The organism is Bariatricus sp. SGI.154, assembly GCF_050313795.1.
GTDB lineage: Bacteria > Bacillota > Clostridia > Lachnospirales > Lachnospiraceae > CAMBRQ01.
On the sequence record NZ_JBNPMC010000020.1, the window covers coordinates 24,136 to 38,133 of the forward strand.

A 13,998-nucleotide genomic window follows, 5' to 3' on the forward strand; every position below is an offset into this window, starting at 1 on the left:
AGCAAAATCATCATATGTGATTCTGCTGATTTTTTATTCTGTAGTATTCTATTGGGCACCGCCTTCAGCACCGCCGCCTCCGGATGGATCTGTAGGCTGTTCCGGAGTTGTCGGTTGCTCCGGAATTGTAGGCTGAGTTGGTGTTGTACCGCCGTTCGGAGTTGTAGGTGTTGTAGGATTTTCTGGATCATTACCATCATCTTCGCCTTCTTCATCTTCAGGCTCCGAGGAAGCATGTCCAGGACAACGCTCAGTAGGCAGTGTATCCGTTGCGAAATATTCCGTAATTCCAGGGCAACTGCCATCGACAGCAAGCAAACCGCTGATGGAGCAGACCGTCTTCTTCTCAACAGATGCCGGCATCGTGAAGTCTTTTGGTTCCAGCCCCGCATGCACTCGGCTCATAATACTTCTCCATATGCGGAAACGGAAGTTGGTATCATAGTTACATTCTTTATTATCGTCATAGCCACCCCATACAGCACATGTGTAATATGGTGTAAATCCACAAAACCATAAGTCCTTATTAGAAGAGGTTGTACCCGTCTTACCTGCAACTGGCATGTTATCTAACTGGCAGGCAGTACCTGTACCGGAATTAACTACATCCTGCATTGCACTTGTGAGAAGAGCAGCGGTACTGTCTTTGATGACGGTACGAGTCTCTCCTGTACCTTCCAGCAGTACATTGCCGTCATGGTCAAGAATCTTCGTATACAGAGTTGGTGTATGGTAGACACCGCCGTTAGCAATTGTGGCATAAGCAGCGCACATCTCATAGTTATAAACACCATCGGTAATACCGCCAAGAGCCAGGGTCTGTGAGATATCACTGTAGATATCACCATTAATCTCTTTGTTCTTTACAAGAGAAGAAATACCGAATTTCTCACAGTACTCGAAGCCAAGTTCCTGAGTAATCTCATCACTTAATTTTACTGCACATACGTTGATAGACCATGTAATTGCTTTACGGATTGTTGTGTCTCCGCCATAGCGTCCATTCGCATTCCTAAGATTCTGTCCGGATTTCAATGTATAAGGCTCGTCCTTGATAATGGTAGCCAATGTCTTTCCGCAGGAATCTAATGCGGGAGCATAAGAAGCAAGAATCTTAAAGCAAGATCCAGGCTGTCTTGTGGAGCCTTTGTAAGCACGGTTCAGCCCAAGGCTGGTTGCTTTCGCGCCTCGACCACCGACCATTGCTTTAATCTGACCTGTGGTCTGGTCAATAATAGTGACAGAAGCTTGTGGCTGAGGTGTGATATTGATTACTTCATCGTACGTATCGCCTTCCTGTGCGATCGTTGATTTCCATTCTTCAACCATTGCACGGGCTGCTTCTTCACTGGAATAGAGAAGTCCCTGCTCATCTCCATAAGCCGCTTTTACATACTGTTTAATATGACCGGAACTGTAATTCTCTACGCTTCCGTCTGCTCTGGTAACGGTAATCGCGCAGTCCAGACCATATTCTTTTAGACCAGGGTAGTTAGCGTCATTGTTCATCTCTTCATCACAGATCTGCTGTATCGTCTGGTTCTGAGTAGAGTATATACTTAATCCGCCACTGTATACTGCGTTGTATGCTTGTGTATCTGTATAGCCAAGCTGATCCTTCAGATCCTGCATTACCTGCTGTGCAAGGGCGTCTACAAAATAACTGTACGGGTTGTCATCCGTAACCGTGTTGTTGACGGTCTGGATTCTTGAATAGACATCATCAGCCTTAGCCTCATCGTAGGCAGTCTGATCAATGTAGCCTTGCTCCAGCATATCTTTTAATACTTTGTCCCGACGTTTGGCGTTATCCTCAGGATTCGTGATTGGATTATATCCTGATGGATTTTGTGTGATACCGGCAATTACTGCAGATTCGGATAAGGTCAGGTCGTTTACATCTTTTCCAAAATATCTTTTTGCAGCAGCCTGTACACCCAGACAGTTCTGACCAAGGTTGATTGTATTCAGATAACTTTCCAGAATCTCATTCTTGTCCATCTGCTTCTCAATCTGAACGGCCAGCACCTGTTCCTGGAGTTTGCGTTCAAGACGATCATAGAAAGTTTTCTCATCCATAAAGTTCGTGAATACATTGTTCTTGATCAACTGTTGTGTAAGAGTACTTGCACCTTGTGAGAAGTCTCCGGAAGTAATACCGATTACTGCTGCACGGGCAATACCCTGAAGGTCAATACCATTGTGATCATAAAATCGTTCATCTTCGACAGCGACAAAAGCATGTTGCAGATCTTCGGGTATCTCATCGATGGTCTTATATACACGGTTAGCACCTGAAGATACGAAACGTTCCAATTCTGTTGTGCCATCATCGGCATAAACGAATGTAGTGAAGCCCTTAGGCTTAACATCGTCAGGGGAAACTTCGGGGGTATTGTCAATAATCTTCTTGGCAAATACACCGACGCCAATCACTCCGACTACTGCCACAACTATCAGGCAGAGAAGAAATGCTTTAAAAAGTCTTACGCCGATTCGCTTTCCCTGCATCGTGGATTTGGACGTTATCTTTTTTTGCTTTTGCGAAGCTTTTTTCTTACCATAATTCATGTGTTTAAGCCTCCTTCATACCAAGTTATTATAGCAAACAAACGTAGTTTAATAAAGGAAAAAATAAAAAGTTCATATTTCAGTAGGAAAATCTTAAGAAATTCGTTATTATATTATGTATCAGGACATATGAAAGGATCTTAATTTTATGGTGGCAGAGTATAGAACAGTGTATCAAGGTGGAGAGGGCGAGATTGTGGAGAAGAAATCTCGGTTTATTGCTACGGTGGCTCCGGTGGAGTCGGAGGAGGAGGCATTGCAGTTTATTGAGGCGATGCGAAAGAAGTATTGGGATGCGAGGCATAATTGTTTTGCTTATGTGATCGGGGAGCGTAGTGAGTTGCAGCGGTTCAGCGATGACGGGGAGCCCGGCGGTACTGCAGGAAAACCAATGCTGGATGTCCTGCTGGGAGAGGAACTTCATAATGTTGTCGTTGTTGTAACGAGGTATTTTGGAGGTACGCTGCTTGGAACCGGCGGGCTAGTCCGTGCATACTCATCTGCGACCAAGGAGGGCTTGGCCTCATCTGCGATTATAACCAAAATCCAGGGACTTAAACTCCATATTACTACAGATTATACCGGATTAGGAAAAATCCAGTACATTCTGGGGCAGAGGGGCTTGCAGATTCTGGATTCTGTCTACACTGACAAAGTAGACCTGGAGGCTCTGGTTCCCGGGAGTTTGCTGTATATCATCAAATCAGAGATTACTGAAGGAACCAATGGGCAGGCTAAGATGGAAGAAGGAGCGGAGTGCTACTTTGCGGAGATTAATGGGGAAGTAAAGGTAATAGAGTGATAGAGCAGGCGGAAGTAGGGAACTATAGATAAAATCGGGAGGATACGTTTATGGAAAAACTGCCATGTAGTATATTTAATGATGTGATCGGTCCGATTATGCGAGGACCATCAAGTTCTCATGTGGCTGGAGGAGCCAGGATAGCTTCTCTGGTGAGACAGTCTATGAGGGGCAAGGTTGTGCGAGCCGTTGTAGATTTTGATGTGAATGGGTCATTAGCTGCTTCTCATGAAGGACATGGTACAGATATGGGATTTGCTTGTGGACTGATGGATATGGAACTTTCAGATCCGGCTGTCGATCAGTATGAACGCCTGGCAAAAGAAAGGGGGATTGAGATTGAATACCGCATTCTGGATTATGGAGCAGTACATCCAGGAAATTACCGGATGGAAGTAACAGATGAGAAAGGTCTGTGTCGCCACTGGGAAGCGATCGCTGCAGGAGGCGGTATGATTCAGATGCAGAGATTAGAGGAGTTTGACGTAAATATCTGTGGAGATTTCTATGAACTGGTTGTTATCTGCAATATTACTGAGGTTTCGTCTGAGAAATGGGAAGTGAAAATCAAAGAAATTGCAGGAAACAGTGATTTTACACTGAAAAGTGAGGGAGAGGAGCGCTCCCTTATTAATTTGAAATATGCTGAGCCGCTTAAGAAAGGCGTGATGGACGATATACAGGCATTAGACGGTGTTTTAGATATTATGTATTTAGAACCAGTGCTTCCGACTCATTCTAGCGGGGAATGTAAAGTGCCATATTCTAATGCGGCAGAACTTCTTGAGTATGCAAAAGAACATCCGATGGAAGCATGGGAATATGGGGCGTATTATGAGAGTTGCCGTGGAAAAGTTAGTGTGGATAGGGTTTTTGCCCAGATGGAAAATATTTTATCGATTATGGAAGATGCCATAGACGGAGGACTTGCCGGAACAGAATATAAGGACCGAATTCTGGGTGCGCAGTCACATCGAATTGATGAGGCTGAAAGAGATGGGAAATTGGTTCCCTGTGATCTGCTTAATATGGTGATTAAAAGTATTACAGCGGTCATGGAGATGAAAAGTTCTATGGGATTGATTGTTGCGGCGCCGACTTGCGGCTCTTGTGGATGTCTTCCGGGAACCGTGATAGGGCTTGGAAGGGCGATGAATCTTTCAAGAGAAGAGATGATAAAAGGGCTTTTTGTTGCGGGCTTAATCGGTGTGTTTTTTGCGGAGCAGGCTACATTTTCTGCGGAAGTAGGTGGATGCCAGGTAGAGTGCGGGGCAGGTTCTGGTATGGCGGCGGGGGCGATCGTTCAGATGATGCACGGCAATATCTCTCAGTGTATGGATGGTGCATCGGTTGCACTTCAGAATATTACTGGTCTGGCTTGTGATCCGGTAGGAAATCGCGTGGAGGTTCCGTGCCTTGGAAAGAATATTATGGGAGGAAGCAATGCAATCTCCAGTGCCAATATGGTGCTGGCAGGGTATGATAAAGTTATCCCGTTAGATGAGACGATAAAAGCGATTTATGAGATTGGATTATCTCTGCCGTTAGAACTTCGCTGTACATTTGGCGGATTGGGAAAGACAAAGACGGCTTTGGAAATATTAAGGAAAACGGAGAGACATTTTGAAGGAGATTAATTATGAGGTTGTTAAAGGCGTTGATCCCAAAACGAATCAACGCCTTCTTTTTATGTGCTTTTTACTTGGCAACCCTATGAAAATTCCGGCTCAATCAACCCAAAGGTTCCATTCTTTCTTCTGTATACAACATTCACCTCATCGGTTTCTGCATTGCAGAATACATAGAAGTCATGTCCTAAAAGTTCCATCTGTACACATGCATCCTCCGGATACATCGGCTTAAATCCGAACTTCTTCGTGCGGACAATCTTAATCTCGTCATCATCTTCAATAGCATCTTCATGCTCATAGAACGCGTGATTGAAGTTGCCGCCTTCCTGGTGTCTTGCAATTAACTTGTTCTTATATTTGCGAAGCTGACGCTCAATTACTTCTTCTACCAGATCAACGGATACATACATATCATTGCTTTCCTGTTCGGAACGGATAATATCGCCCTTTACAGGAATGGTTACCTCAATCTTCTGGCGTTCCCTCTGTACACTCAATGTTACGTGGATTTCCGTATCAGGAGTAAAATACCTTTCTAATTTTCCTAACTTGCTCTCTACGGCTTCTCTTAAGCCAGGCGTTACATCGATGTTCTTTCCAATAATGATAAACTTCATGCTGTCCAACTCCTTTTCGACATAATTTCAGATAATTAGTCAGACAATTAGTATTCTAACTGGCAATCTATCTGATATATGTAGTATATCACGTTTGAACACTAATGTATAGCACGTATTACTTCAATTCTTGTAATTTTTTCGCCATTTTTTTTGGCAACTCTTAGACCAAAGTCGGTGAAATAGACGCATGTCCCTATATTAGCGCCCGCACCGGTCTCTTCGAGTTTTTTGTTGAAGACATCCAGCAGCGTCTCGCCTTTTTCATGTGGAATATGGATTCCAAGCAGTTTGCTGATGGAAGAGGCTTTGGCACTTGCCCGGAAGATAGTTGCTTCTGCAACATCAAAATCGCAGAAGAGATATTTGCGGGTAGCGAATAGTACTGCGATTGCACATACACCAACCAGACTGCTCCAGATAGAAGAATGGTCGATGATAATCTGACGGGCAATTGCAAAAAGCAATACCTCGAAAACGGTATTTGGTGTGTGGTAATACATCATGCGGATCAACTCTACACCGATGATCAGGTTGAAACAAGTTTCCAGCAGATCGTCATAATTGGGCCATACATCCAGATGCGGAATGTTGCTCAGGGAAGATGCCATCCGCAGGCACAACAGAACGATTCCGATTGCCAGCATAATGGAGATAAAGACTTCCAGAATCTCTGTGACACGTTTTAAAATCTTGGCTATAAAGTGCTGCATAAATCTCTCCTTAATAATTTAGTGAATAGATATGGATATATTACAACTACCCATAAGACAAGTATAAAGTATTCTAGCATTTTTGCCAAGATAAAACTTCCGAAGATGATAGAGAAGCCTTCTTTTATCAGAAGAGCCGCGGTTAAGCCTATGACTAGTTTCAGAATCTGACTTAGGAGATTGGTGGTGCGGGTATCAAAGTTCATTTTTGTCCGCTCTATATACCATCCGATCGCAAAGCCGAGACCGGCACCTGATGCCTTGCAGCAATCCACAGCATATTTGGTTTCGATGGTACCGTTTCTTTCCAGAATCAGAGAATAAGCGGCAACTGCCAGTGATATGGCAATCAGGAAGCCGGCAATCTGTCTTAGATATCTGGAATCATCCAGCAGGAATGTCTGATATTTCCAGATGACGGCAGATACCAGAAGGGAGAGGAACATGGACACCAGTACATCCTTTGGCGTATGACATCCCAGATACATCCGGGAGAAGCCAATTGCCAGGAAAGCAAGGATGCAAACTCCTTTTACCCATGTTTTTCGTGATTTTAATGATAATGGGAAGAACAGGCAGGTGGCGCCTTGTGTATGTCCGCTTGGGAAAGAGTAGCCGGTTGCTCCGGGGATTGCGCTTTCGACAGCGGTAAAATCCGGATCGAGTACCCAGGGTCTGGGAATGCGGAATGTAATCTTTAAGGATTGTACGCACAGCCCTGCGGTAAAATAGGTAAATCCCAGAAGATAAGCAAAGCGCTTATCCACGCACCAGTAGAGTACGCAGATAACCGCTATGATTATCATTTCCTGGCCAAAATATGTGATGAATTGCATCAATTTATCTAAGAAAGGAGTACGGATTCCTTCTAACAGCCATAAAAATGTCATTATTTATTTCCTCTTTTTCTCATCTTAGGGTCTAAGATTTTCTTACGGATTCTAAGGGTCTTCGGAGTTACTTCCAATAATTCGTCGGTGTCTATAAAATCAAGGGCTTCCTCAAGGCTTAAGATCTTAGGCGGTGTTAAGCGGAGAGCTTCGTCTGCGCTGGAGGAACGTGTGTTGGTAAGATGCTTGGTCTTACATACGTTGACCTCGATATCATCCGTCTTGGCATTCTGACCGATCACCATGCCGGAATATACCTTCTCGCCAGGTCCGATGAAGAGAGTACCACGTTCTTGAGCGCTGAATAAACCATAAGTTACAGATTCGCCGGTCTCGTAGGCAATCAGGGAACCTTGCTTGCGGTATTGGATGTCACCTTTGTATGGAGCATATCCGTCAAAAGCAGTATTCATGATACCGTTGCCCTTGGTATCCGTTAAGAATTCGCCGCGGTATCCGATCAAGCCTCGTGCAGGAATCTTGAATTCCAGACGAGTATATCCGCCATTAGAGGTTCCCATATTTTGAAGTTCGCCTTTTCTCTGGCTTAACTTATCAATCACTGTTCCTGTGAATTCATCTGGGACATCGATATATGCAACTTCCATTGGTTCTAGTAATTTGCCGTTTTCATCCTTTTTATACAGAACTTCTGCCTTGCTGACTGCGAATTCGTATCCTTCACGGCGCATGTTCTCAATCAAGACAGACAGGTGTAATTCTCCACGGCCGGACACCTTGAAACTGTCGGTGCTTTCGGACTCTTCTACGCGAAGGCTGACATCTGTGTTCAGTTCGTGGAAAAGGCGGTCGCGTAAATGGCGGGAAGTTACGTATTTGCCCTCCAGACCTGCAAATGGACTGTCGTTGACGATAAACTGCATTGCAATTGTTGGCTCAGAGATCTTCTGGAACGGAATTGCCTGCGGATTCTCCGGGGAACAGATCGTATCACCGATGGAGATGTCAGAGATTCCGGAGATTGCAACGATGGAGCCAATGGTCGCTTCCTTTACATCTACTTTATTCAGTCCGTCGAATTCATATAACTTGCTGATGCGGACTTTTTCCTGGCGCTCTGGGTCATGTTCATTTACGACGATTGCGTCCATACCTACGCGGATGGTACCGTTGTCTACCTTGCCGACACCGATACGACCTACATATTCATTATAGTCGATGGTGCTGATCAATACCTGAGTATCTGTCTCAGGATCGCCTTCCGGCGCAGGGATATAGTTCAGGATAGTCTCAAAGAGAGGCTTCATATCCCGTTCTTCATCTGTAAGATCCAGTACAGCAACGCCTGCTTTCGCAGATGCGTAGACGAACGGACAGTCAAGCTGTTCGTCAGATGCATCAAGATCCATGAATAATTCCAGAACTTCATCGATAACTTCGTCAGGTCTTGCTTCCGGACGGTCGATCTTATTAATGCACACGATAACCGGGAGATCCAGTTCCAGGGCTTTTCTCAGTACGAACTTGGTCTGAGGCATGGCACCTTCGAAAGCATCTACCACAAGGACAACTCCATTTACCATCTTAAGAACACGCTCTACTTCTCCGCCGAAGTCTGCATGTCCAGGAGTATCAATAATATTGATCTTAGTATCTTTATAGTATACGGCAGTATTCTTAGAGAGAATTGTAATTCCACGTTCCCTTTCGATATCGTTAGAGTCCATGACGCGTTCTGCTACTTCCTGATTCTCGCGGAACACACCGCTTTGTTTTAATAACTCGTCTACCAGAGTGGTCTTACCGTGGTCGACATGGGCGATAATTGCTATATTACGTACATCTTCACGTTTTGTCTTCATACCAATCTTCCTTTTCTCTACCTATTAATATACAATCTATACAACTTTCTTAGTTTATCATATTTTTTAAAATTTACAAGTATTTTAGTTCTAAAATATAAACTCCCTTCATAGACTATGTAATGACCCTGCGAAAATATGCAGGATGCTTGACAACTCAAAATACGATTCAGAGGAAGGGAGATTGTAAAATTATGTCAGATAAGATTATTGAAAACAACCAGGTAACCATTATGGGAGAGATCGCATCCCCATTTTTCTTCAGTCACGAGGTGTACGGAGAGGGATTCTATATGGTGGATGTCAATGTGAAGCGGTTAAGCAACTCGGAGGATAGGATCCCGTTGATGATCTCGGAGCGGCTGATTGATGTGTCGCAGGATTATACCGGAGAATTTATTATGGTAAGCGGTCAGTTCCGGTCCTATAACCGGCATGATGAATTCAAGAACCGGCTGGTATTATCCGTATTCGTAAGGGAGGTATCGTTTGTCGAGGAGGAACTGGACGGAGCGAAGACGAACAATATATTCCTGGATGGCTACATATGCAAATTGCCAGTATACCGTAAGACGCCCCTTGGCAGGGAGATTGCGGATCTTCTGCTGGCTGTAAACAGACCTTATGGGAAATCAGACTACATACCGTGCATCTGCTGGGGAAGGAATGCAAGATTCGCTTCCAGTTTTGAGGTTGGCGAGCATGTTCAGATCATAGGAAGAATTCAGAGCAGAGAATATGTTAAGAAACTAACAGAGACAGAGACGGAAAAGAGAGTCGCATACGAAGTCTCTGTCAGTAAGTTAGAGTGTCTGCAAGAATAGAAGTCTTTCATTGACATCATATTTGATTGATGATAAAATTTCTATAAATCATTATGAACGTCAGGAGGATTACTATGGCTATTTTTACAGGAGCCGGCGTGGCAATTGTCACACCGTTTAATGAAGATGAGAGTATCAATTACGATAAACTGGATGAATTAATTGACTATCACTGTGAGAACGGAACAGATAGTATTATTATATGTGGTACTACCGGAGAGTCTGCCACAATGACAGAAGAAGAACATATGGAATGTGTGAAGTTTGCGATTGACCGTACGAAGCATAGAATTCCGGTCATTGCAGGAACTGGATCTAATTGCACGAGAACTGCAATCGATATGTCAAAAGAGGCAGCAGATTATGGAGCGGACGGACTTCTTCTGGTAACTCCATATTATAATAAGGCAACTCAGGCTGGCCTGATCGCACATTATACTGCGGTTGCAAAAGAAGCGAAAGCGCCGATTATCATGTATAGTGTTGCAAGCCGTACAGGATGTAATATTGAGCCTGCGACTGTGGCAGCCTTAGTGAAGAATGTGGATAATATCGTAGGTGTGAAAGAGGCTTCCGGCAATATCTCTCAGGTTGCAAAGATCATGAATCTGATGGATGGCAATATTGATCTGTATTCTGGTAATGATGATCAGATTGTACCGTTGTTATCTTTGGGAGGAAAGGGTGTCATCTCTGTACTTTCTAACGTAGCACCGCAGGAGACACATGATATCTGTGCGAAGTTTTTCGCAGGAGATGTGAAGGGAAGTGCAGAATTACAGTTGAAGGCAATTCCGTTGGTTGAGCAGTTGTTCTGTGAAGTGAATCCGATTCCGGTTAAGAAAGCAATGCAGCTAATGGGCAAGGATTGCGGACCGCTTCGTATGCCGCTTACGGAACTGACTCCGGCACATACAGAATCTTTGGCTCAGGCTATGAGGGATTTTGGGATTAAACTGGCTTAGTTACAGTGTATATTTGGTATAGTGGACGCAGTTCTGCGAAGACCAACAAGTGTTAAAAGGATATCATAGGTTGAGTTTATTTGACTCATGTGATATCCTTTTAGTATATGGAGAGTCAGGAGGACAGTAAGATGGTAAGAGCGATTATGCATGGATGTAATGGTAAGATGGGGCAAGTGATTACCGGGCTTGTGAAAGCGGATGAAGGGATTGAATTCGTGGCAGGAGTTGATACCTATACAGGGATTGCCAATGATTATCCGGTGTTTGAAAGTATAGATCAGTGTGATGTGAAAGCTGATGTAATTATTGATTTTTCCAATGCGGGAGCGGTAGATGCGCTGCTGGATTATTGTGTGGACAAGCAGGTTCCGGTGGTGTTGTGTACAACCGGGCTTTCAGAGGAACAATTGGTGAAAGTGGATGAAGCGTCGAAGAAGGTGGCAGTTCTGAAATCTGCGAATATGTCCATGGGAGTGAATCTGCTGATGAAAATACTTCAGGATGCAGCGAAGGTGCTTGCGCCAGCAGGGTTCGATATTGAACTGGTAGAGAAGCATCATAATCAGAAGGTGGATGCTCCAAGCGGAACAGCGCTTGCGCTGGCAGATTCTATTAATGAGGCTATGAATAATGAATATACTTATGTATATGACAGAAGCCAGGTTCGTAAGAAACGTGATCAAAAGGAGATTGGAATCTCGGCAGTCCGCGGGGGAACGATTGTAGGCGATCATGAAGTGATCTTTGCAGGAGCCGATGAAGTGATCGAATTCAAGCATACGGCTTATTCGAAGGCTGTATTTGGCAAAGGTGCAGTAGAAGCTGCGAAGTTTTTGGCTGGGAAGCCCGCGGGAAGATATGATATGTCAGACGTGATTCAGTTTTAGCAGATACATAGAGATGAATGCTTTCTGAACAGAACGCATGAGGCATGAATCCTCGAATGCAGGATGTTCAGATGAGTATAGATTACAAAATGTCAATGGGAGGATTTTATGAAAGGGTTAGACGTGCGTTATTTAGAAAGGCTTTCTCAACTTTATCCAACCATCGCTAAAGCATCGACAGAGATTATTAACTTACAGGCGATCTTGAATCTGCCGAAAGGCACGGAGCATTTTCTTACGGATATTCATGGGGAATATGAGGCATTTTCCCATGTTCTTAAGAATGGTTCGGGATCAGTGCGCCGTAAAATCGACGATGTATTCGGGAATACTATGAGTAGCAGGGATAAGCAGACCCTTGCTACTCTTATTTATTATCCGAAGGAGAAGATGGACAGGATCAAGAGAGAAGAAGACAATATGGAGGACTGGTATAAGATTACATTGTATCGTTTGATCGAAGTGTGTAAGTGTGCAGCGAGCAAATATACCCGTTCTAAAGTAAGGAAGGCTCTGCCGACAGATTTTGCCTATGTGATCGAAGAACTGATCACGGAGAAGGCGGATTTGTCAGATAAAGAATCGTACTATAATGCGATTGTCAGTACGATTATCAAGATTGGAAGGGCTGAGGAGTTCATTATAGCGCTGAGCGAATTGATTCAGCGTCTGACCGTTGATCATCTGCATATTGTGGGAGATATCTATGACAGGGGACCCGGACCGCATATTATCATGGATAAATTAATGGAGCATCATTCCGTTGATATCCAATGGGGCAATCATGACGTGCTGTGGATGGGAGCGGCGGCAGGGCAGAGAGGATGTATTGCCAACGTGATCCGCATCTGTGCAAGATATGGAAACCTGGATATACTGGAGGATGGCTATGGGATTAATCTGCTTCCACTAGCAACGTTCGCTCTGAATACTTATAAAGATGATCCGTGCAGTTGTTTCCAATTAAAAGGAGACTCCGGACATAGCCAGAATGAAAAATTGATGGATATTAAGATGCATAAGGCAATCTCCATCATTCAGTTCAAGGTGGAGGGACAGATTATTAAGAAGAATCCGGGGTTCAAGATGGATGACAGGAATCTGCTTCATCATATTGACTATGAGAAGGGAACGATTGAGATTGAAGGCAAGACTTATGAGATGCTGGATAAGAATTTCCCAACGATTGACCCGAAGAGACCGTATGCGCTGACCAAAGAAGAAGAAGATATCATGGAACGACTGGAACGTGCCTTCCAGAATTGTGAGAAACTGCAGCGTCATATGCGCTTCCTGTTGAATAAAGGTGCTCTTTACAAGGTATATAATAATAACTTGTTATATCATGGCTGTGTTCCGCTGAAGGAAGATGGAAGTTTGAAAACAGTGAGAATCTATGGCAGTTCCTATAAGGGAAAAGGTTTGTATGAAGTTCTTGAAAGTTATGTAAGGAAAGGATTCTATGCACTGGATGCCAAAGAGAAAGAACGAGGCAAGGACATGATGTGGTACATCTGGCTGAGTGTGAATTCACCGTTGTTCGGCAAGGATAAGATGGCGACTTTTGAACGGTATTTCCTGGCGGAGAAGGAGACGCATAAGGAGAAGAAGAATCCATATTATAATCTCCTGGAAGATGAGAAAGTGATCAATGGAATCCTGAAAGAATTCGGTCTGCCGACAGAAGGAACGCATATTATCAATGGACATGTTCCGGTGAAGAGTAAGAACGGAGAGAATCCGATCAAGTGCGGCGGCAAAGTGATGGTTATTGACGGAGGATTCTCAAGAGCATATCAGAAGGAGACCGGAATTGCGGGATATACGCTGATCTCGAATTCCTATGGATTGATTCTGGCCGCTCACGAGCCTTTTGAGTCCACAGAAGCGGCGATTGAAAAAGAGAGCGATATCCATTCTGACAGTACGGTTGTGAATCGTGTACTAGAGCGGAAATTGGTAGGCGATACAGATATCGGGCGGGATCTGAAAGAGCAGATTGCGGATCTGGAGGTGCTGCTGGAGGCATATAGAAGTGGTCAGATTGCTGAACGGGTGTAAGGAGTGATGCCTGTTTTCGGCAGTTATTAAGAGGAAATATTTTTGTTTCATAAGTGAAAGTAAAGACCCATGAATTGGTTTTTAAAAGTTTTAGAACTAATTTGTGGGTCTTTTTATGGTATAAAAAGATACCATTCGTGGCGGAAGCCATGATTTATAGAGGATATGTGCTATGATGAATAGTGTTTTTAGCCTGGGGAGGAGTCTGACA

At 44.0% G+C, this 13,998-nt stretch carries 11 protein-coding genes; 6 read left to right on the top strand and 5 right to left on the bottom strand.

Annotated elements, in window-relative coordinates; translation table 11 throughout:
• Nucleotides 1-48 precede the first annotated feature (48 nt).
• Nucleotides 49-2,571 carry a transglycosylase domain-containing protein gene (locus ACQRBN_RS10280; protein WP_427738882.1) on the bottom strand — a complete coding sequence of 841 codons (2,523 nt, stop codon included), beginning with the start codon at nt 2,569-2,571 and terminating at the stop codon, nt 49-51.
• A 148-nt stretch (nt 2,572-2,719) separates the two neighbouring features.
• Between ACQRBN_RS10280 and ACQRBN_RS10285 the strand changes: the two genes are divergently transcribed.
• Both ACQRBN_RS10285 and ACQRBN_RS10290 read left to right on the top strand, forming a co-directional pair.
• Nucleotides 2,720-3,373: a YigZ family protein gene (locus ACQRBN_RS10285; RefSeq protein WP_427738884.1), complete on the top strand. Its 654-nt coding sequence runs from the start codon at nt 2,720-2,722 to the stop codon at nt 3,371-3,373.
• 50 nt (nt 3,374-3,423) lie between these two features.
• The gene (locus ACQRBN_RS10290; RefSeq protein ID WP_427738885.1) at nt 3,424-5,010 is read left to right on the top strand and encodes an L-serine ammonia-lyase, iron-sulfur-dependent, subunit alpha; all 1,587 of its coding nucleotides are present in this window, start codon (nt 3,424-3,426) and stop codon (nt 5,008-5,010) included.
• 74 nt (nt 5,011-5,084) lie between these two features.
• Here ACQRBN_RS10290 and hpf read toward each other — a convergent pair whose 3' ends face one another.
• The 4 genes from hpf to typA form a co-directional block, all read right to left on the bottom strand.
• Nucleotides 5,085-5,621, bottom strand: coding sequence for a ribosome hibernation-promoting factor, HPF/YfiA family (gene hpf, locus ACQRBN_RS10295; RefSeq protein WP_427738887.1), 537 nt, complete (start codon nt 5,619-5,621; stop codon nt 5,085-5,087).
• 101 nt (nt 5,622-5,722) lie between these two features.
• Nucleotides 5,723-6,334 carry a transporter gene (locus ACQRBN_RS10300; RefSeq protein ID WP_427738888.1) on the bottom strand — a complete coding sequence of 204 codons (612 nt, stop codon included), beginning with the start codon at nt 6,332-6,334 and terminating at the stop codon, nt 5,723-5,725.
• Nucleotides 6,319-7,224: a phosphatase PAP2 family protein gene (locus tag ACQRBN_RS10305; protein WP_427738889.1), complete on the bottom strand. Its 906-nt coding sequence runs from the start codon at nt 7,222-7,224 to the stop codon at nt 6,319-6,321. Before ACQRBN_RS10305 ends, ACQRBN_RS10300 begins: the two co-directional genes overlap by 16 nt.
• Nucleotides 7,224-9,047, bottom strand: coding sequence for a translational GTPase TypA (typA, locus tag ACQRBN_RS10310; protein ID WP_427738890.1), 1,824 nt, complete (start codon nt 9,045-9,047; stop codon nt 7,224-7,226). The genes ACQRBN_RS10305 and typA overlap by 1 nt, the downstream gene beginning before the upstream one ends.
• 194 nt (nt 9,048-9,241) lie before the next feature.
• On the opposite strand from typA, the gene ACQRBN_RS10315 reads away from it, so the two are divergent.
• The 4 genes from ACQRBN_RS10315 to ACQRBN_RS10330 all read left to right on the top strand — a co-directional run bounded on the left by ACQRBN_RS10315 (nt 9,242) and on the right by ACQRBN_RS10330 (nt 13,787).
• On the top strand, nt 9,242-9,871 hold the full coding sequence (locus ACQRBN_RS10315; RefSeq protein ID WP_427738891.1) for a single-stranded DNA-binding protein: 630 nt from the start codon (nt 9,242-9,244) through the stop codon (nt 9,869-9,871).
• Between the two features lie 74 nt (nt 9,872-9,945).
• A complete protein-coding gene (gene dapA / locus ACQRBN_RS10320) occupies nt 9,946-10,836 on the top strand; it encodes a 4-hydroxy-tetrahydrodipicolinate synthase (RefSeq protein ID WP_427738892.1) in 891 nt (296 codons plus the stop codon).
• 131 nt (nt 10,837-10,967) lie between these two features.
• Nucleotides 10,968-11,726 carry a 4-hydroxy-tetrahydrodipicolinate reductase gene (dapB, locus tag ACQRBN_RS10325; protein WP_427738893.1) on the top strand — a complete coding sequence of 253 codons (759 nt, stop codon included), beginning with the start codon at nt 10,968-10,970 and terminating at the stop codon, nt 11,724-11,726.
• 108 nt (nt 11,727-11,834) lie between these two features.
• Nucleotides 11,835-13,787, top strand: coding sequence for a fructose-1,6-bisphosphatase (locus tag ACQRBN_RS10330; RefSeq protein WP_427738895.1), 1,953 nt, complete (start codon nt 11,835-11,837; stop codon nt 13,785-13,787).
• Nucleotides 13,788-13,998: the final 211 nt, after the last annotated feature.

What these genes read in the sequence shown, in the direction of transcription:
- ACQRBN_RS10280 (WP_427738882.1), bottom strand. Translation starts at nt 2,571, where the DNA reads ATGAATTATGGTAAGAAAAAAGCTTCGCAAAAGCAAAAAAAGATAACG.
- ACQRBN_RS10285 (WP_427738884.1), top strand. Translation starts at nt 2,720, where the DNA reads ATGGTGGCAGAGTATAGAACAGTGTATCAAGGTGGAGAGGGCGAGATT.
- ACQRBN_RS10290 (WP_427738885.1), top strand. Translation starts at nt 3,424, where the DNA reads ATGGAAAAACTGCCATGTAGTATATTTAATGATGTGATCGGTCCGATT.
- hpf (WP_427738887.1), bottom strand. Translation starts at nt 5,621, where the DNA reads ATGAAGTTTATCATTATTGGAAAGAACATCGATGTAACGCCTGGCTTA.
- ACQRBN_RS10300 (WP_427738888.1), bottom strand. Translation starts at nt 6,334, where the DNA reads ATGCAGCACTTTATAGCCAAGATTTTAAAACGTGTCACAGAGATTCTG.
- ACQRBN_RS10305 (WP_427738889.1), bottom strand. Translation starts at nt 7,224, where the DNA reads ATGACATTTTTATGGCTGTTAGAAGGAATCCGTACTCCTTTCTTAGAT.
- typA (WP_427738890.1), bottom strand. Translation starts at nt 9,047, where the DNA reads ATGAAGACAAAACGTGAAGATGTACGTAATATAGCAATTATCGCCCAT.
- ACQRBN_RS10315 (WP_427738891.1), top strand. Translation starts at nt 9,242, where the DNA reads ATGTCAGATAAGATTATTGAAAACAACCAGGTAACCATTATGGGAGAG.
- dapA (WP_427738892.1), top strand. Translation starts at nt 9,946, where the DNA reads ATGGCTATTTTTACAGGAGCCGGCGTGGCAATTGTCACACCGTTTAAT.
- dapB (WP_427738893.1), top strand. Translation starts at nt 10,968, where the DNA reads ATGGTAAGAGCGATTATGCATGGATGTAATGGTAAGATGGGGCAAGTG.
- ACQRBN_RS10330 (WP_427738895.1), top strand. Translation starts at nt 11,835, where the DNA reads ATGAAAGGGTTAGACGTGCGTTATTTAGAAAGGCTTTCTCAACTTTAT.